This window comes from Larkinella sp., from assembly GCF_965227735.1.
Taxonomy (GTDB): domain Bacteria; phylum Bacteroidota; class Bacteroidia; order Cytophagales; family Spirosomataceae; genus Larkinella.
The window spans coordinates 5040030-5056507 of sequence record NZ_OZ245776.1; the positions used below are offsets into that span (position 1 = coordinate 5040030).

Sequence of the window (16478 nt, forward strand, 5' to 3'; positions counted from 1 at the left end):
GGGCGGCTTTTCTGTGGAAAAATATACACAGAGTGTTGGAATAAATGAACAGTGTTTGGAAAAAACGTTGAACATTTGGTGGTTTTGAAGACCTGAAAAAATATTTTTTCCGTTTTTTGATCAAAAAATGCCCTCGCGATTCTTATTCAGGGAGCGTACTTAACCCGCATAATTCCATTGATTGTAACGTTCACTTTGCTGCGGTATCCGGCGCGGGGATGGTACCCGGCTTTTGCCAACATGGGCCGGTGGGTCATGCGGCCATTTCGGGCGGAAGGGCTGCAGTTCCAGAAAATGATGGGCTGTGGGCGAAACTTTGGCCTGATTCCGGACTTATCGGCCTATGTTTTTCTCGGCGTCTGGACGGACGAAAAAGCCGCCCGGTTGTTCTTTAAGTCAGACCGCTGGAAAACGCTCTGCCAAAGCACGAAAGAGGTGGGAACGCTGTATATGAACCCGTTGCGGTCGCACGGCGCGTGGGATGGGCAAAATCCATTTGACGTGCCGGAGCCCTCGCGTTCGACCGGTTTTCCGGTGGCTGTGCTGACCCGTGCCACGCTTCGGCTGGCGGCTTTACCCGATTTCTGGCGGCACATTCCGCAGGCCCGCCAACGCCTGAAAGCCCACGCCGATGACCTGCTCCTGGCCATTGGCGTCGGTGAAAAACCGTTTACGCAGCAATGCACGGTCAGCGTCTGGAAAGACGAGAAAACCATCGATCAGTTTGCCTACCGGCAGAGCGGCCACAAGGAAGTGGTTCGGCTGACGCGTGAACGACGGTGGTATTCGGAGGAATTGTTTGCCCGGTTTGCCGTTGTCGGAAGCGAAGGGACTTTTTCCGGAAAACCGCTTCTGCCGGAAACCGCTCTATAAAATCGCCATCAGTTCTTTCAGGTGCTGGATTTCGTAGGTTGGTGCAGTTCCTTCGATGGGCAGGCTGGCCGTGTTGTAATACACCACGTCCATGCCCGCGTTCAGGGCTCCGCAGACATCCGCTTCGTAATTATCGCCAATCATCAGGCTTTCACCGAGCGAAGCGCCCGATACGTTCAGGGCAAACTCGAAAATGCGCGACTCCGGCTTTTTGGCTTCGGCTTTCTGGATGGTTACAATGTGCTGAAAGTAGTCGGTCAGGCCCGAACTGGCCATTTTCAATGCCTGAATTTCGTCAAAACCGTTGGTGATGACGTGCAACTGATAGCGTTCTTTGAGGTAGTCCAGCACATCGGCAGCCGATTCCATCAGGTGCGGTTTGCGGGGCAGCAGTTGCAGATAAGCTTCGTTCATCTGGTCACAAACGGAATGATCCGAAACGCCGACGGCATCCATGACCATCCGAAACCGGTATTTCCGAATGTCGGTATGGCTCAGTCGGTTGTTGTAGAAATCGGACCAGAGCTGGTTGTTGATGGCAATGAAGTGGCGGTTAAACTCGTCGGCGGAAGCAATACCGGCCTCCGAGAGCCGGAACACCTCATATAATTCAAAAATCGATTCCGTGGAATTCCGGTCAAAATCCCAGAGGGTGTGATCGAGATCGAAAAAAAGATGTTTATACATGGCTGAGAAAGTCGGGCGTCAGAACCGACATTGCTTACCCGTCTGTGCTGACGCCCGAACCATTAAAACGGGAGCACCAGTCGCTCCACGGGTTGATTATTGACGAGGTGGCTTTCCACAATTTCTTCGACATCCGAGAGTTGTACATTGCCGTAATAGGTGCCTTCCGGATACACCACCATCGACGGCCCCAGAGCACAGGTATCGAGGCAACCGGCGCGTTGGGCGCGGATGTCAATTTGCAAACCGCGTTGTTTCAAGGCCTCCTTGAAGGCATCGACCAGCGCCAGGCCGTGGGCTTCTCCGCAGCTTTTTTTGGGGGCCGGTTTTTGATTGGCACAAATAAAAACGTGTTTCTTAAATTTCATGAGAATGGATTCAATCGCGCCGATGGCGAATTTCGTATATGAGTAAGTATTGCAAAGTTCCGTTAAAAATCTCAGGAGTGCTACCCGAATAGTAAGGAAAGAATTTCGGTCGGTTTAAACCCTTTGGCATCATTTTGGGTCTATCCAAGTGGTTGGTAAAAAAAGTACAAATCAATCCTTGAATAAGGCAGAAATGTATAAATGATCAGGAATTAAAGTTTTTTTTACAATTCACACAATAAAGTGTTGTATTTTGACCGATTAGTATGAAAATAATTTTTCCGCCTATTGCAAAGTACAATGAAAATATTTTACTTTGAGACAACCAATCAGATCTTTCACTAAAAATCCCAACGCTCACACACTATCGATACAAAGCTCTACGTTACCTAACTGATTACTGAAAATGGACAAATTGCAGGTTAGCGACAGTGAGCTTATATCCCTGTACATCCGCGGTAGTGAAAAAGCCTTCGAAAAACTGGTTCAACGCCACAAATCGAAAGTTTATACCACGATTTATCTGATTGTAAAGGACCAGTACGTTGCCGAAGACTTAATGCAGGACACCTTTATCAAGGCTGTTGAAACATTAAAATCCGGTAAGTACAACGAAGAGGGTAAATTTTTGCCCTGGATTATTCGGATCGCTCACAACCTGGCTATCGACTTTTTTAGGAAAGAAAAACGCTACCCCAATGTAGTGTTTGAAGATGGTAGTAATGTGTTCAATACGCTGGAATTTGCCGAGGACTCCATCGAGTCGGTGCAGATTCGGCAGGAGACGCATGAACATCTGCGTGAGCTGATTCAACGGCTGCCCGAGCAGCAGCGACAGGTTCTGATTATGCGGCATTACGAGGAAATGAGTTTCCAGGAAATTGCCGATGCAACCGGAGTCAGTATCAATACGGCATTGGGGAGAATGCGTTATGCTTTAATTAATTTGCGTAAGCAGTTAAGCAAACGTTCCCCATACTATGATACAAATTTTTACCAACGATGACGTAATCCGGTATGTCTACGAAGAGACTTCCACCGAGGAAAATCTCCTGATCGAAGACGCCCTCATGGCAGAACCGGAATTGATGAGCTTCTATTTAGATACGCTCGAAATCAAGTGTTTGATGAATAAAATCGAACGCAAACCGGCCGAACGTACCGTTCAAAATATCCTGAATTATTCGAGAAATTACGCGGCAAACCCGTCAGCCTGAATCCATCTGGCTGACGGGTTTCTGTTTTCTCTGATCAACTCTGATTTTCTCTGATTAACTCTGTGTAATAATTTTCAAAGTTGTTACACAGAGTTGACCAGAGAAAATCAGAGTTGATCAGAGGGAGTTATCTTTGCTGTATGCTGAAGAAAGAGCGGTTTCGCCATTTTCTCGATTACTTCATTACCCACTTCCCGGAACCGGAGACCGAGTTGCATTACCGCAATCCGTATGAATTGCTGGTGGCGGTTATTTTGTCGGCTCAATGCACCGACAAACGGATCAACCAGGTGACCCCGAAGCTGTTCGAACGGTTTCCCGAACCGGAATCGCTCGCGGCAGCGTCGGTCGATGAGGTGTTTGGTTACATTCGGAGTGTTTCGTATCCAAACAACAAGGCGAAACACCTGGTGGGGATGGCGAAGGTATTGACGGAGGAGTTTGGGTCGGAAGTGCCGGCGAAAGTAGACGACTTGCAGAAGATGCCGGGGGTGGGCCGGAAAACCGCCCACGTCATTGCGTCCCTTATTTTTAATCAGCCGACGATGGCGGTCGATACCCACGTCTTCCGCGTGTCGCACCGGCTGGGATTGGTGCCTAAAACCGCTACAACGCCCCTGGCGGTCGAGCTGGCATTGGTGAAATACATCCCAAAAGAATACGTTCCCAAAGCCCACCACTGGCTGATTTTGCACGGACGGTATGTGTGCGTCGCCCGGTCACCCAAATGTTCGGAATGCGCCCTGACGCATTTTTGTCAGTACTATCAGAATATTAGACTGTCTTGAACTCGGATTACACAGATTAAAGGATTAACCCAGATGGCTCCGCAATCTAATCCTTTACATCCTGTTAATCCTTTAATCTGCGTAATCCGAGTTCAGAACTGCTCGATACCGGCAAAGAAGAAGTCGCCTTCGATTTTCGCGTTATCGTCGGAGTCCGAGCCGTGAATGGCATTGGCTTCGATCGACTTGGCAAACCGTTTCCGGATGGTTCCCTCTTCGGCCTGGGCCGGGTTGGTGGCACCAATCAGCTTGCGGAAATCAGCCACGGCATTGTCTTTTTCCAGAATCATTGGAATGATGGCTCCGGACGACATATAGGCGCACAGATCGTTGTAAAAAGGGCGTTCGCTGTGAACGGCGTAAAACTGGCCGGCCCGCTCTTTCGTCAGCAGGGCTTTCTTTACGGCTACAATCCGAAATCCGGCTTCTTCGATCATTTGAATGATTGCACCGGAATTCCCCTCCGCCACGGCGTCGGGTTTAATCATCGTGAACGTACGGTTGGTCGTCATCAGGGAGTGAAACAAAATATTATTTGGCTCCAAAGGTATAAAGATTAGAGAACAATTCTTCGTAATTTTGCGAATTGATACCTGCCCGTTCACCCGGGGTAATTCATAAATGCAAGACTTCGACGCTATCCGTACGCTGATTGACCAGCCCCAGACGGTGCTGATTACCACCCACCTAAACCCCGATGCCGATGCCATGGGCTCGTCGCTGGGCCTGGCGGGTTATCTGAAAAAACGGAACCACCATGTTAAGGTGATTACGCCGACCGATTACCCCGAAAACCTGTACTGGTTGAGTGGCAACGACGACGTGCTGGTGTTTGACGAAAAGAAGCGGGTCGAAATCAGTCAGTTGTTCGAACAGGCCGACCTTATTTTTTGCCTGGATTTCTCCGCACTCAACCGCATCCGGGATCTGGAACCGCTGGTGCGGCAGTCGCGCGCCAAAAAGGTGATGATCGACCATCACTTGGAACCGGAGTCGTTCGCTGATTTTGCCTACTGGGACACGAAGGCAGCCGCCACCGCTCAGCTTGTGTTTCAACTGATCGACCGGTTTGGTGATAAAAAACTCGTCGATGTGGGCATGGCCGAGTGTCTTTACGCCGGTATTATGACCGATACGGGCTCGTTCCGGCACGCCAGTACCACGGGCGACGTGCACCGGGTGGTTGCCGAATTGATCGATATTGGCATTGAAGTAAGTCCCATCCACCGCCGGATCTACGACAACGTTTCGCTCGACAAACTTCGGTTTACGGGCTATGCGCTGTCGGAGAAGCTGGTGGTTTTGCCGGAATACCGGTTTGCCTACATCACCATTACCGATGCGGAACTGAAGCGGTTCCGGTCGAAAATGGGCGATACGGAAGGTCTGGTCAATCAGGCGCTGGCGGTCGAAGGGGTCATTATGGCGGCCATTCTGATCGATCGGGGAGACGAGGTGAAAATGTCGTTCCGGTCGGTGGGTGACTTTTCGGTGCGTGATCTGGCCAGCCAGCATTTCAGCGGGGGCGGTCATAAAAATGCGGCCGGTGGCCGGACAACGCTGACGCTCAAGGAAACAGAACAAAAACTACTGAGTGTATTGCCGGCGTATCAGGAGCAATTGCTGGAGTCGGTTTGAAGATGGTTTACGGTTTTCCGTATTCGGTTTACGGTGGCTGACGCATTCGTATTCTCGCGTCAGCCACCGTAAACCGAATACGGAAAACCGTAAACCATATACTATTTTTGTCAACTAAACAAAGTCCCGTTTGTGGTGTGTAGTTAACCACAAATTTTAAAACCAAACTACGAACTACAAACACTAAATTTCATGACTATCAAAACCGTTAGTAAACTCTCTCTGCTGGTCGTGGTACTGGCTTCCTGCGACAACAACCGGGTGCAAGTAACCGAAACCGGCTTGAAGTACAAGTTTCACGAAGATGTCGAAGATACGCGTAAAGCGAAAGTCGGCGACGTGATGACCTTTAATTTAACGGTCAAAAACAGCAAGGATTCACTGCTGGGCAGCAGCTATCAGAATGGGGCGCCCGTGAAACAGCCTTTGCAGGCATCGACCTTCAAAGGCAGCCTCGAAGAAGGTCTGGCTCTGTTGAGCAAGGGCGATAGTGCCACCATTTACGTCAACGCCGATTCGATTGCCGGCCGGTCGCAGCAACCCCTGCCGCCGTTTATTCCGAAAGGCTCCGATATTGCCTACACCATCAAAGTGATCGATATTCAGTCGATGGAGGAATTCCAGAAAGCGCAGGTATCGCTTCGGGAAAAGCAGAAAGGTACCGACGACAAAACCATCGCCGATTATGTAGCCAAGAACAAACTGGCCGGGCAGAAAACCGCATCCGGTTTGTATGTCGTCATTACGCAACCAGGAACGGGCGCAAACCCAGGCTCGGGTGATGTCGTGAAAGTGAAATACACCGGCAAACTGATGAACGGAAAAGTGTTCGACAGCTCCGATAAAAACCCGCAGACGCAGGCCGGGATCGATTTTCCGCTGGGTCAGGGAGCCGTGATTCCGGGTTGGGACGAAGGGGTTCGTCAATTGAAAAAAGGAGGCAAAGGAACGTTGATTATTCCGTCGGGCCTGGCCTACGGCGTGGAAGGCGCACCGGGTGCTATTCCGCCAAACTCCGTGATCATGTTCGATGTGGAACTGGTCGATGTTAAAAAAGGAGCCGCACCGACCCCGCCGATGCCCCAAATGCCGCAGGGCGGACGGTAATCGATACCCGAAATCTGTGAACGAACCCGATACCAGATTCGTATCGGGTTCGTTGTTTACCAATAGAAGTAGAAAAGCGTATTTAGATACACGAATGAGATGGCAGGAATGAAAAATTGGCTGAAATGGAGTGTTGCCGTTTCGCTGATTGGGCTACTGATCGCACAGGTGAGTTGTGCGCCGGATCCGGGCGAAGCGCTGAACGATCGCAAACGACGCGAAAACGAGGAGGAAATTACTGCTTATATTGCTCAGAAAAATCTCCAGGCCACTAAGGATGATGCAACCGGTTTGTATATCGCTAAAACCAAAGCTGTACCGACTGGTCAGACTCCGGTAGCGGGCGACGAAGTTCGTTTTTACTTTGTGCAACGCCGGTTGGATGGAGTCATTGTAGACAGTTCTGACACATTTGCCAAAAAGCCGAGTACCGTGACCATTGGTGCGCCCTCACAAGGAACGATTACGGCCCGGCTTTACAACGGCCTGCAGTTGCTGAAAGAAGGCGAAGAAGCCATCGTATTGGCGCCCTACGACCCGACCGACAACAAGAGTGGTAATTTACTCCTCCCGGCTTATACGCCCGTCCGGTATGACATTACGGTGGTCAGCGTCCGGACCGAAGAAGAACAGATTCAGGATTATCTGGTCGCCAAAGGCTTGACGGCGGCCGAGAAAACCGCTTCCGGTCTCCGGTTTCTCCTGACAAAAGCCTATCCTGACTCGGCTCTCGTGAAAGTAGGACAGACGGTGAAAATAAAATACAAAGGTACTTTGCTCAATGGCAATCAATTTGATGCCAATGCCGATGGAACCGATTTCAACATTGGAACGGGTGCGGTTATTGCCGCCTGGGATGAAGCACTGGTAAAAATGCGGGAAGGTGAAAAAGCGACCATCGTTCTGCCTTCTACCATTGGGTATGGGCAGTTAGGAAAGGCTCCCATTCCTCCCTACGCTTCGCTTGCATTTGATATTGAAGTCGTTAGTGCCAAATAAATCATCTTTCCAGATCCATAGGCTGTCTTTAGCGAGGCAGCCTATTTTTTTAACTCAGTTTCTATGACGCTTTGTTTCGCCACCAACAACGCCAACAAACTGGCCGAAATCGCGGCTCTGCTGGGCGACCAGTTTACCTTGAAAACCTTGCAGGATATTGGCTGTCTGGAAGAGATTCCCGAAACGCAGGATACCATTCCCGGCAATTCCCGCCAGAAAGCCGAACACGTCTGGGACCATTACCACGTCAATTGCTTTGCCGATGATTCGGGCCTGGAAGTCGATGCGCTGGACGGCGCGCCGGGCGTCCATTCCGCCTATTATGGCGGTCATCCGCGCAGCTACGAACGCAACCTGAATTTGCTGCTAACCAACCTGAAAGACCAGACCAATCGCCGGGCGCGGTTTCGGACGGTGATCACACTGGTCATCGACGGGCAGTATTGGTCGTTTGAGGGCGTTGCTGAAGGACAGATTCTGACTGAGCCACGCGGCACCGGCGGGTTTGGCTACGACCCCATTTTCCAGCCCGACGGCTACGATCGCACCTTCGCCGAGATGAGCATGGAGGAGAAAGGCGACATTAGCCACCGGGGAAAGGCGTTTGCCAAACTGGTGGCGTTTTTGAAAGAGTTGCCAATGCCCTTGTCGACCTAAATTTAATAACCGGTATATCAGCCCACTGCTTTAGCTGTGGGTAAATGCAAACAAACCCGAATCATGACAAAACCGTTTTAACGGATTCATCGACCAGCAAACCGTTAAAACGGTTTCGCAATGATTGATTCAGGTTCGTTTTAATTTTCCCACAGCTAAAGCAGTGGGCTGATATACCGGTTATTAAATTTAGGTCGATAAGGGGGTTAGGGCAAAACGAAAAGGCTTCCCGAACGGGAAGCCTTTTCGTTTTGCGTAAGATCAATTCGTTTAATAGAACTTCGCCCGGCGGTCTTTCACCTTGGCGTTTTCACGAATGGCTTCATTGATCATAAAACCGGTGCGGCTGCTGGCGTTTTGCTGAAGCTGGGTTTTATAAACCGTGTAATCGGCTACCGTTGGGGCTGGCGTTACGGAGGTGGTTTCCACGATCAGGACACCGGCATCACCCGCAAAAGGCTTCGAGCGTTTGCCGTTTTTCAGACCGAATATTTTACCCACGGCCACCGGATCGACGCCCGCGCTTTTCAGAAAACCGTTCGCCAGGTTCAGGTCGGGTACTTCTTCGACCAGCGCACCGGCACCGTATTTCTGAGCAATCGACTCAAGGGTTCCCGACGCACTGTTCAGTTTGGCAATGATCTGTTCCGCCTTCACCTGGTTGCGAACTTTCGCGGTCAGTTCCGGGCGGAAGTTGTCGATCTTCACTTCGTCTTCGGATGTTTCGCCGGTCAAAACCGCCACCACATACTGGTCGTCCACTTCAACTGCCGATGAAACATCGTTGATGTCTGTATCCTCGTTGAAAGCCCAGCGAACCAGTTCACGGGCATTTCCCAGCGCGTTGACGTTGGTTGAGTTTTCCGGAATCCGTTCGGCCGTAGCTACGACCAGTGTTTTGTCTTTCTTTGCGTTTTCGTCAAACGCTTCTTTGGTTTGGCTTTCCGTCGCGAACTGCTCGGCTTTGCGATACACTTCATCGCGGGTTGCCTGGCTCGGGGTAATGGTTTTCCCGATCGTCGAAATCCGGTACAAGGTATTCGTTTTCGGCTCGGTTACTTTGATGATGTGGTAGCCAAATTCGGTTTCGACCAGACGCGGAATCAAACCGGTGCCGTTAAAACCGAAAATCGCATCCTGAAACGGTTTCACCATCTGGTTGTTATTTTTGAAGTACCCCAGATCGCCACCCTGCTGGGCCGATCCGTCAGCGCTGTTGGTTTGGGCGAGGGCTTCAAAGCTGGCTCCTCCCTGAATTTGACGCAGAATGCCTTCGGCTGTAATCCGGGCTGCGGCTTTCGCCGAATCGCTTCCGGCGGCCCGAATCAGAATGTGGCTGGCCCGAACGGTGAAGTTGGTGTCTTTTTTCACGCCACCGTATTTGTAGATAAAATAGGTGTTGCCTTCTTTGTAGGGGCCATACACACCACCCGGAGCAAACGTACCGACGGTGGCTTTCAGTTGTTCGGGCATTTCGCCGAGCGTCATGTACAGCGGAGCCTGAATATCGGAGTTCATCCGGGCATACGATGAATCGTTCGTGGCCGTTGCCAGACCACGGGCCAGCGTTTTAATCTGGTCGTATAAAGCCGTGCTGTCTTCTTTCGACGGCGCTACCGGGAAGGTTACATACTGAATCGTCCGGCTGTTGATGCTCTTGTATTCGTCCTTGTGCTTGTCCAGGTATTCCTGAAGCTGGCCATCGGTTATTTTCACCGTCGTATCCGGAACGGAGTAATACGGAACCAGCAGGAACTTGGCATTGGCGCGGGTGTTCTGGGCCTGGTATTCTTTCTGGGCTTCGGCGGTTGTGACAAACGACGATAACCGCAGCAGGTTCTCGTATTTGGTCCGGGTGCGGTCGGCGCTCAGGTTCTTCTCAAAATTGGCCCAGGCCTGTTGTTGTTCGGCGGGCAGCGTTTTGAGGCTTTTCAGGTAATTGATAACGGTATTTTTGTCGAAAGAGCCGGTTTTGGGGTCCGTAAACGTCTGCCGGATGGCGGGGCTAATGTAGTTCCCCTGCACCATATCGACCAGTTCGTCGGGCGTTACCGACAGGCCGAGGGCATCGTATTCTTTCTGGTAGGCAATGTCTAAAATGAACTGATTCCAGGCCTGATCGCGGAGTTGAACCTGGTCCTGTTCGGTAGCGGGGCGACCGGTTTGTTGCTCATAAGCGGCCCGGGCTTCATCGACTTTCGCATTGAATTCCGGATACGAAATCTTTTGGCCGGCAATCTCACCCACATTCTGGTCCTGTCCGCCAAACAGGCTTCCCGGACCGAGCAGATCACCTCCTACAATAAATAAAATCAAGCTGACGGCAATTACACCAACCGCAACGCCTGATTTTTCTCTGATCTTGTTAATTAAAGCCATTGTTAGTTTTACGCAGAAATTTGACCCGCAAAATAACACTTATTCTCACAGAAATACAAGGAGAAAACGGGTGCGAATAGGCTGTGTTTCAAAATTAACGCGGCTGACGCGGGTGGGTTGGACGCTTCGGATAAGCGTCCTGTTTTCGCAAATCTTTTGGAAAGCAGGATGCCGGGACCTGAACTGATGTTTACTGATGCCGACCGCGAGGGGAATCGTTGGTGGGGCTCCACCTGGTGAACATCGACCGGATTTGACATACATTGACCGCTTATGGGTTGATAGTCAGAAGGAAAAAGAAATTCTTTTTTGCCACAAGGTTCTTCAGACGAAGCCTGAGGAACCCTGTGCGCAGCCTGTTTCCGGAAGCCATGCAGAGCGATGCCGGAGTTCTTAAAACAAGAAAAAAAGTGGACGCCCGGCGCAGGAAAAACGGGTAGTTCAACAACTTTTGGGCCATCATCAGCTACTCTTTTACCCCGGTCTTCAGGGTATAAACGTCGGTTTTATGCGGTTATTACCGACGTTTATACCCTGTAATGGTTTATTATGGATGATTTTATTTTCTCCTCAACAATAAGAACATCCCGCCGTCGTTGGAGCCGGAATGGCGCGGTCAGGAATTATAAGACAGGCCGGGTTTTCGCATTGCAGGAAAAAGGAAAGTGTATTCATTTCATCAAGTTACTGATGTAGTTTATTTGGCGACATAATTTTCCACTTTATTGAGCCGGTTTTTAGCATTATTCCAGATTATAAAGGACAGTTTAAGGAAACCGGTTGGTGTAATAACGATTTTCTTTTGAGTATTTATTACCATATGATTTTGATAATAAAGTTCACTTTTTTTTTACTATTCAAAACTGGTGAAAAGCGGCCGAAACAAATTCTAAAACTGTTGGCAAAGACGCCCGCCAATACGTCCATGTGTGACCGCCATCCCGAATCCGAAATTCGTGTGGAATTTCTTTTTTACGCATGGCAATATGAACCAGTGAGTTTCCTTCATACAGGAAGTCATCGTCACCGCAGTCGATATACCAGCGAACCGCTTTTTTCTGATTATCAGGTATATTATTCACCAGATTTAACACGCTTTGCCGGTTAAAATAAGCCTGCAATTCGTCGTCTGTCGCGGTCTGGTTGTTTCGGGCCAGCCGGGTTTTGGCATCTTCGGTTGAGACCGGCCCCGTGGCCGCGCTGAGCGGGCAGGCCGACGAAAACAATTCGGGGTGGTGAAGCGCATAAGTGAAGGTGCCACCGCCCCCCATCGACAGGCCGGAAATGGCCCGAAACCGCTTTTCCGCTTTGATTCGGTAGTTTTTTTCAACGAAAGGCATCAGTTCTTCGAAGAAAAAATCTTCGTAACGCCATTCTCCCTTCACATCATTTTCATAACCACGACGGCCGGTATTGGCGTCGGGCATCACGATGATCATGGGGGTTGCTTTGCCTTCTGCAATGGTTCGGTCGGCAATGTGAAGCACCTCGCCGAATTGTACCCAGCCCGTATGATCGTCGCCGGCACCGTGCAGCAGATACAACACCGGGTAAGTTCGTTGCGAGGTTTCGTAGTCGGGGGGCAAATAAATGGCAAACTTCCGGTCACTCTTCAAAATCCGGCTTTTTAACGATTGGTTGTCCAGCACTTTTCCGGTTTGGGCAGCCACCAGTGCAGGCAAAACTGCCAGGAACATCAGCACCTGGAACGTAGTTTTTTTCATGAACGAAAAGGGGTTTAGGAATGAGTTAAAACCGTTCGTCAAAGCGCCTTTCTACTCCCGTAAAATTGCCCGGTCAGAACATCTCCGACGACTTTCCAAGATACGATAAAGAAATAAAAAAGGAACGCAAGTCGTCCTGCGTTCCTTTTTTAACCAACTTTTTGTGGCCTCACATCGCGTCCTGAATCGCTTTGATGGTATCGTAGTGTTTTTGCAGGGTCGGAAGGGTCTTTCCTGCGAACGCTTTTACATCCGGGTCTTTGGCGTTGAAAGAAGCATCTTTGAAAAGGTCGATATCTTCTTTGTGGTCATCGACCATCAATTTAACGTATTCTTTGTCAAATTCTGCCCCCGAGAGTTTGCTTAGATCGTCTACATGTTTCTGATGATCTTCGCTCAGGGTGGCCGGTATGGTGATGTTCTTGGAGGTCGTCAATGTTTTTAATTCATCGTTGGCTTTGGCATGATCGGAGGCCATCATGGCACCAAACTCCTTCACTTTCGGATTCAGTGCTTTCTGTTCGGCCAGTTTTCCCAATTCGACTTCCATCATGCCTCCGCTGGCTGCTTTTATCGCAAATTCGGAATCATCTTCGGGCATGTCTTTCTCGTCATTAGCTTCTTCGGCCTGTTCCGCGCTGTCCTTATTGCTGCTACTATTACACGCCTGGAAGGTGTACGTCCCCAATGCTAACAGCAGAAATAAACTTACTTTTTTCATGATCGTTGAGCTTTATTGTGTGAGATGTTTTGTTAGACTCTTGACTGTAAAACTCACGATTCCGGGTAAAGTGTTTTCAATTATCCTGAATATTATCCAAAGGTCCCGGATGGGCGTCCCGGAAATACGGTATCAGGGTGTTCGTTTTTTGGGTTTCCTGTACGGAATATGAATCCTGCTTCGCGGTATAATGGCCAAAATTAGCATGATGGGAGGTTTGGCTAATTAATGAATGATCAATTAGTAATGAAATGATAACATAATCCATGTTGAAAAAAACTGCGTTTTTTAAATTGTCTTCAGAACACTTTATTCGACCTTTTCTCGTATTTATCCTGAAGTGATCGGACGAAAATATTGTTTTACCAGACATCTTTTTTGCCCGAAGAAAGATCGTTTCGTTGGCCTAATTTCTCAAGTGAATCGTTGATCAGTCTTTAAATGAAATTAATTATTTATTAAAGAAGTCTTTTTTATATCAATCGATTTGAATAAAAGTGAAATAAATTAAACAGAATTGAATAGCTTTGTGGGCAAACATTTTTCAACACACCCAATGAAAGTAAAACCGAACAAAATCCGTTTCTTCTCACCGGAAGACAATACGGATGAAGCACCCAAAGTAACACCGAAAGAGACTTCATTTTCGACGTCTGTGACCAAAACCGGTCGCCTGGCTTTCCCCCAAAAATTGATGGAAGGATTAAGCATCGATCCTTCGAAACCGCACTACAAAGTGGGAACGGTTAACCGTCGCAAAGGCGTCAAAGCGTTGTATCTGATTCCGACGGAAGCCGGTGATGATGAAGCGTTTGAATTGTCAAAAACCGGTCGTGGTTATTCCATTCCCCTGAAAGGAGTCTTCCAGAAGATCGGCCTTAATTTTCAGGATCATGAATACACGTTCGTGATTAAGCCTTATGAGTATGGTGATGGCGTATCCGGTTTTGAACTGGTTTCTGACCAGCAAACACCACGCACGGCAGCCTCTGATGAATCGGAGGAGTAAGCTTTGGATAGCCGGATTGTTGTTCGCTCTTGTGGCGAACCTTTCCGGCTTTTCTCAGTCGACGTATTCTCAACATCTTTTGGCGCATCGGGAAAAGTATAAAGCCGAATTCCTGAAATCGCCGAAGAGTCCGTTAAAAAAAGAGGATTTAAAAAATCTCCGCTTCTACGATCCCGATTCTACGTATCGGGTCGAAGCCACGGTTCAGCGAACGCCCCAGGCCGAGCCGTTTGATTTGCCTACCTACGACGGTCAGAAAAAAAGCTACGTTCCGTATGCCGTCCTGACATTCCACATTCAGGGTAAACCGCATCAACTGACAGTTTACCGCAGCCTGCAACTGGCAAGCTTACCCCAATACCGGGATTATTTATTTCTGCCGTTTAAAGATGCCACCAACGGCCGGGAAACCTACGGCGGTGGGCGTTACATCGACCTGCGGATGGGGGATATCAAAGAAGGAAAGACGGTAATTGATTTCAATAAAGCCTACAATCCGTCCTGTGCCTACAGCGACGGTTATGCCTGTCCGATTCCACCCAGAGACAACCATCTGGCGGTGGCGGTGGAAGCGGGGGAGAAGAATTATGAATTAAGAGTTAAAAATTAGCTATTGCCTTTAAGGGCGCCAACTTTTAACTCTTAATTCATCACTCTTTTAACTCCAATCCCGGTCCGACGAATCGCGGGTGTTCCAGCTATCGGTGGGGGCAAACCAGGTTGCGCCTTTCCGGAGGAATTTCTTGGCAACTTCTTCGTTGAGTTCGACGCCCAGGCCCGGTTTGTCGGGCACTTTCACGAAACCTTTTTCGACGATCGGTTTAATGCCGGTCACAATGTCTTCCCAGCCGTCCACGTCGACACCGTGGTGTTCCAGCGCCACGAAGTTTTCGGTCGCAGCCGCGCAGTGAATGTTGGCCATCATGCAGATCGGCGAACCGGCAAAGTGCATCGCCATCGGGATACCGGCTTCTTCGGCGTAATCCCCGATTTTTTTGGTTTCCAGCAAACCGCCCGACGAAGCCAGATCCGGGTGGATCATGTCGATGGCCTTGGCGTCGATGAGTTTGATGAATTCTTCCTTGGCGAAAATATCCTCACCGGTCAGCGTGGGCGTTTCGATGGCATCCGAGATTTGCTTCCACTGATCGGTATAGAACCAGGGCACCAGATCTTCGAGCCACGCCAGCCGGAACGGTTCCATCGCTTTGCCAATCTGAATGGCCGTGTTGACGTCGAAGTGTCCGAAGTGGTCGGCGGAAAGTGGCGTGTCGTAGCCCACAATGTCCCGAACCTTGCTCACGTGCAGGGCCAGCGCGTCGATGCCCTTTTTGGTCACCTGAATGCGCGTAAACGGGTGTTTGGTCTGCGCATAATTGCCCATCAGCCCCGGTTTGGCATCATTCCACTGTTGCTTGACGTTCCAGTTCTTCGTACCGACCAGCATACCCGGCGTGTCGGCCAGCATCCCGATGCCGAAGTCCATCTTCAGGAACGTATAGCCCTGATCCCGGCGCCGGACCATGTGTTTGGCAAATTCATCGTAATCCCTGCCTTCGGGCGTATCGGCGTAGAGCCGGATGTAATCCCGGTATTTGCCGCCCAGCAACTGGTAGGCTGGCACGTTATAGGCTTTGCCCGCCAGGTCCCACAGGGCCATTTCGACCCCGCACACGCCCCCGGCTGCCCGGCCATGATTCCCAAATTGCTTGATCTGTTTGAAGATCTGCTCAACATTGCAGGGATTTTTTCCCAGAATGCGGCTTTTCAGCATGAGTGCGTAGTTGGCACTGGCACCGTCGCGCACTTCACCCCAGCCCACCAGCCCCTGGTTGGTATCGATCCGGATGATGGGGCTCGAAAAAGGAACGCCCTGCAAAACCGCAATGCGCATGTCGGTGATCTTGAGGTCCGACGGTTTCGATTCGCGCTTTACTTTCTGGGTGATAAACTCCAGCTCGCGCTCCGGTTTTCCGTCAAACAGCATTCCCATCGACAAACCGCCCAAAGCCGAGTTGCGCAGAAAACCACGCCGGTCGACGCCGGAAGACGGACCTCCCGATTGGGGTTCGGCGGCTGCCGGTGCAGGATACTTCTTCAATAAATCAAGTAGGTGTTGAATTTTTTTCATGCGATTAACTGGATTTAGGTAATACTATTTCATTCAGTCGGTATTTACATAGAAAAGCAAACTTCAGTCTGGATATAATTCAATTTATTGAGAAAGTTAATGAAAAACCTCATTTTTTCGTTTTGAGGGCCTATTTTTTTACACCAGCCGCTTGGGTCAGTATTTTACCCAATCTCCTGT

At 49.7% G+C, this 16478-nt stretch carries 17 protein-coding genes; 10 read left to right on the forward strand and 7 right to left on the reverse strand.

The features are described from left to right. The first annotated feature begins 177 nt into the window (after positions 1-177). On the forward strand, positions 178-873 hold the full coding sequence (locus ACO064_RS19675; protein ID WP_421828933.1) for a DUF3291 domain-containing protein: 696 nt from the start codon (positions 178-180) through the stop codon (positions 871-873). Here the strand turns inward: ACO064_RS19675 and ACO064_RS19680 are convergent. Beyond that, complete coding sequence (locus ACO064_RS19680; RefSeq protein ID WP_421828934.1) at positions 868-1560, reverse strand: YjjG family noncanonical pyrimidine nucleotidase; 693 nt, start codon at positions 1558-1560, stop codon at positions 868-870. The genes ACO064_RS19675 and ACO064_RS19680 overlap by 6 nt on opposite strands. Positions 1561-1622: 62 nt before the next feature. Beyond that, on the reverse strand, positions 1623-1928 hold the full coding sequence (locus ACO064_RS19685; RefSeq protein ID WP_421828935.1) for a (2Fe-2S) ferredoxin domain-containing protein: 306 nt from the start codon (positions 1926-1928) through the stop codon (positions 1623-1625). A 406-nt stretch (positions 1929-2334) separates the two neighbouring features. Between ACO064_RS19685 and ACO064_RS19690 the strand changes: the two genes are divergently transcribed. The 3 genes from ACO064_RS19690 (at position 2335) to nth (ending at position 3933) form a co-directional block, all read left to right on the forward strand. After that, positions 2335-2934 carry an RNA polymerase sigma factor gene (locus ACO064_RS19690; RefSeq protein WP_114405445.1) on the forward strand — a complete coding sequence of 200 codons (600 nt, stop codon included), beginning with the start codon at positions 2335-2337 and terminating at the stop codon, positions 2932-2934. Continuing rightward, entirely contained in the window at positions 2909-3145 is a 237-nt protein-coding gene (locus tag ACO064_RS19695) for a hypothetical protein (protein WP_150876519.1), read from the forward strand. Before ACO064_RS19690 ends, ACO064_RS19695 begins: the two co-directional genes overlap by 26 nt. A 140-nt stretch (positions 3146-3285) precedes the next feature. Then, on the forward strand, positions 3286-3933 hold the full coding sequence (gene nth, locus ACO064_RS19700; protein WP_421828936.1) for an endonuclease III: 648 nt from the start codon (positions 3286-3288) through the stop codon (positions 3931-3933). Between the two features lie 92 nt (positions 3934-4025). Here the strand turns inward: nth and ACO064_RS19705 are convergent, their stop codons facing one another. Then, entirely contained in the window at positions 4026-4445 is a 420-nt protein-coding gene (locus ACO064_RS19705) for a nucleoside-diphosphate kinase (RefSeq protein WP_114405442.1), read from the reverse strand. Positions 4446-4554: 109 nt separating this feature from the next. On the opposite strand from ACO064_RS19705, the gene ACO064_RS19710 reads away from it, so the two are divergent. The 4 genes from ACO064_RS19710 (at position 4555) to rdgB (ending at position 8334) form a co-directional block, all read left to right on the forward strand. Further along, entirely contained in the window at positions 4555-5571 is a 1017-nt protein-coding gene (locus ACO064_RS19710) for a DHH family phosphoesterase (protein WP_421828937.1), read from the forward strand. Positions 5572-5763: 192 nt separating this feature from the next. Further along, complete coding sequence (locus tag ACO064_RS19715) at positions 5764-6678, forward strand: FKBP-type peptidyl-prolyl cis-trans isomerase (protein WP_421828938.1); 915 nt, start codon at positions 5764-5766, stop codon at positions 6676-6678. A 108-nt stretch (positions 6679-6786) separates the two neighbouring features. After that, positions 6787-7677: an FKBP-type peptidyl-prolyl cis-trans isomerase gene (locus ACO064_RS19720; protein ID WP_421828939.1), complete on the forward strand. Its 891-nt coding sequence runs from the start codon at positions 6787-6789 to the stop codon at positions 7675-7677. Positions 7678-7740: 63 nt separating this feature from the next. Continuing rightward, the gene (gene rdgB / locus ACO064_RS19725; RefSeq protein ID WP_421828940.1) at positions 7741-8334 is read left to right on the forward strand and encodes an RdgB/HAM1 family non-canonical purine NTP pyrophosphatase; all 594 of its coding nucleotides are present in this window, start codon (positions 7741-7743) and stop codon (positions 8332-8334) included. Positions 8335-8604: 270 nt separating this feature from the next. On the opposite strand, the gene ACO064_RS19730 is transcribed toward rdgB, so the two are convergent. The 3 genes from ACO064_RS19730 to ACO064_RS19740 all read right to left on the reverse strand — a co-directional run bounded on the left by ACO064_RS19730 (position 8605) and on the right by ACO064_RS19740 (position 13158). Further along, complete coding sequence (locus ACO064_RS19730) at positions 8605-10713, reverse strand: peptidylprolyl isomerase (protein ID WP_421828941.1); 2109 nt, start codon at positions 10711-10713, stop codon at positions 8605-8607. 857 nt (positions 10714-11570) lie between these two features. Continuing rightward, positions 11571-12437: an alpha/beta hydrolase gene (locus ACO064_RS19735; RefSeq protein WP_421828942.1), complete on the reverse strand. Its 867-nt coding sequence runs from the start codon at positions 12435-12437 to the stop codon at positions 11571-11573. 169 nt (positions 12438-12606) lie between these two features. Beyond that, positions 12607-13158, reverse strand: coding sequence for a DUF4142 domain-containing protein (locus ACO064_RS19740; protein ID WP_421828943.1), 552 nt, complete (start codon positions 13156-13158; stop codon positions 12607-12609). A gap of 556 nt (positions 13159-13714) precedes the next feature. On the opposite strand from ACO064_RS19740, the gene ACO064_RS19745 reads away from it, so the two are divergent. Continuing rightward, positions 13715-14167 carry a hypothetical protein gene (locus tag ACO064_RS19745; RefSeq protein ID WP_114405434.1) on the forward strand — a complete coding sequence of 151 codons (453 nt, stop codon included), beginning with the start codon at positions 13715-13717 and terminating at the stop codon, positions 14165-14167. 79 nt (positions 14168-14246) lie between these two features. Further along, complete coding sequence (locus ACO064_RS19750; RefSeq protein ID WP_421828944.1) at positions 14247-14777, forward strand: DUF1684 domain-containing protein; 531 nt, start codon at positions 14247-14249, stop codon at positions 14775-14777. Positions 14778-14825: 48 nt separating this feature from the next. On the opposite strand, the gene ACO064_RS19755 is transcribed toward ACO064_RS19750, so the two are convergent. Next, positions 14826-16298 carry a mandelate racemase/muconate lactonizing enzyme family protein gene (locus ACO064_RS19755; RefSeq protein ID WP_421828945.1) on the reverse strand — a complete coding sequence of 491 codons (1473 nt, stop codon included), beginning with the start codon at positions 16296-16298 and terminating at the stop codon, positions 14826-14828. Positions 16299-16478 lie beyond the last annotated feature (180 nt).

Coding starts and splice junctions, on each gene's coding strand:
- ACO064_RS19740 (WP_421828943.1), bottom strand. CDS start 13,158: ATGAAAAAAGTAAGTTTATTTCTGCTGTTAGCATTGGGGACGTACACC.
- ACO064_RS19745 (WP_114405434.1), top strand. CDS start 13,715: ATGAAAGTAAAACCGAACAAAATCCGTTTCTTCTCACCGGAAGACAAT.
- ACO064_RS19715 (WP_421828938.1), top strand. CDS start 5,764: ATGACTATCAAAACCGTTAGTAAACTCTCTCTGCTGGTCGTGGTACTG.
- nth (WP_421828936.1), top strand. CDS start 3,286: ATGCTGAAGAAAGAGCGGTTTCGCCATTTTCTCGATTACTTCATTACC.
- ACO064_RS19685 (WP_421828935.1), bottom strand. CDS start 1,928: ATGAAATTTAAGAAACACGTTTTTATTTGTGCCAATCAAAAACCGGCC.
- ACO064_RS19720 (WP_421828939.1), top strand. CDS start 6,787: ATGAAAAATTGGCTGAAATGGAGTGTTGCCGTTTCGCTGATTGGGCTA.
- ACO064_RS19705 (WP_114405442.1), bottom strand. CDS start 4,445: ATGACGACCAACCGTACGTTCACGATGATTAAACCCGACGCCGTGGCG.
- rdgB (WP_421828940.1), top strand. CDS start 7,741: ATGACGCTTTGTTTCGCCACCAACAACGCCAACAAACTGGCCGAAATC.
- ACO064_RS19695 (WP_150876519.1), top strand. CDS start 2,909: ATGATACAAATTTTTACCAACGATGACGTAATCCGGTATGTCTACGAA.
- ACO064_RS19710 (WP_421828937.1), top strand. CDS start 4,555: ATGCAAGACTTCGACGCTATCCGTACGCTGATTGACCAGCCCCAGACG.
- ACO064_RS19680 (WP_421828934.1), bottom strand. CDS start 1,560: ATGTATAAACATCTTTTTTTCGATCTCGATCACACCCTCTGGGATTTT.
- ACO064_RS19735 (WP_421828942.1), bottom strand. CDS start 12,437: ATGAAAAAAACTACGTTCCAGGTGCTGATGTTCCTGGCAGTTTTGCCT.
- ACO064_RS19755 (WP_421828945.1), bottom strand. CDS start 16,298: ATGAAAAAAATTCAACACCTACTTGATTTATTGAAGAAGTATCCTGCA.
- ACO064_RS19730 (WP_421828941.1), bottom strand. CDS start 10,713: ATGGCTTTAATTAACAAGATCAGAGAAAAATCAGGCGTTGCGGTTGGT.
- ACO064_RS19690 (WP_114405445.1), top strand. CDS start 2,335: ATGGACAAATTGCAGGTTAGCGACAGTGAGCTTATATCCCTGTACATC.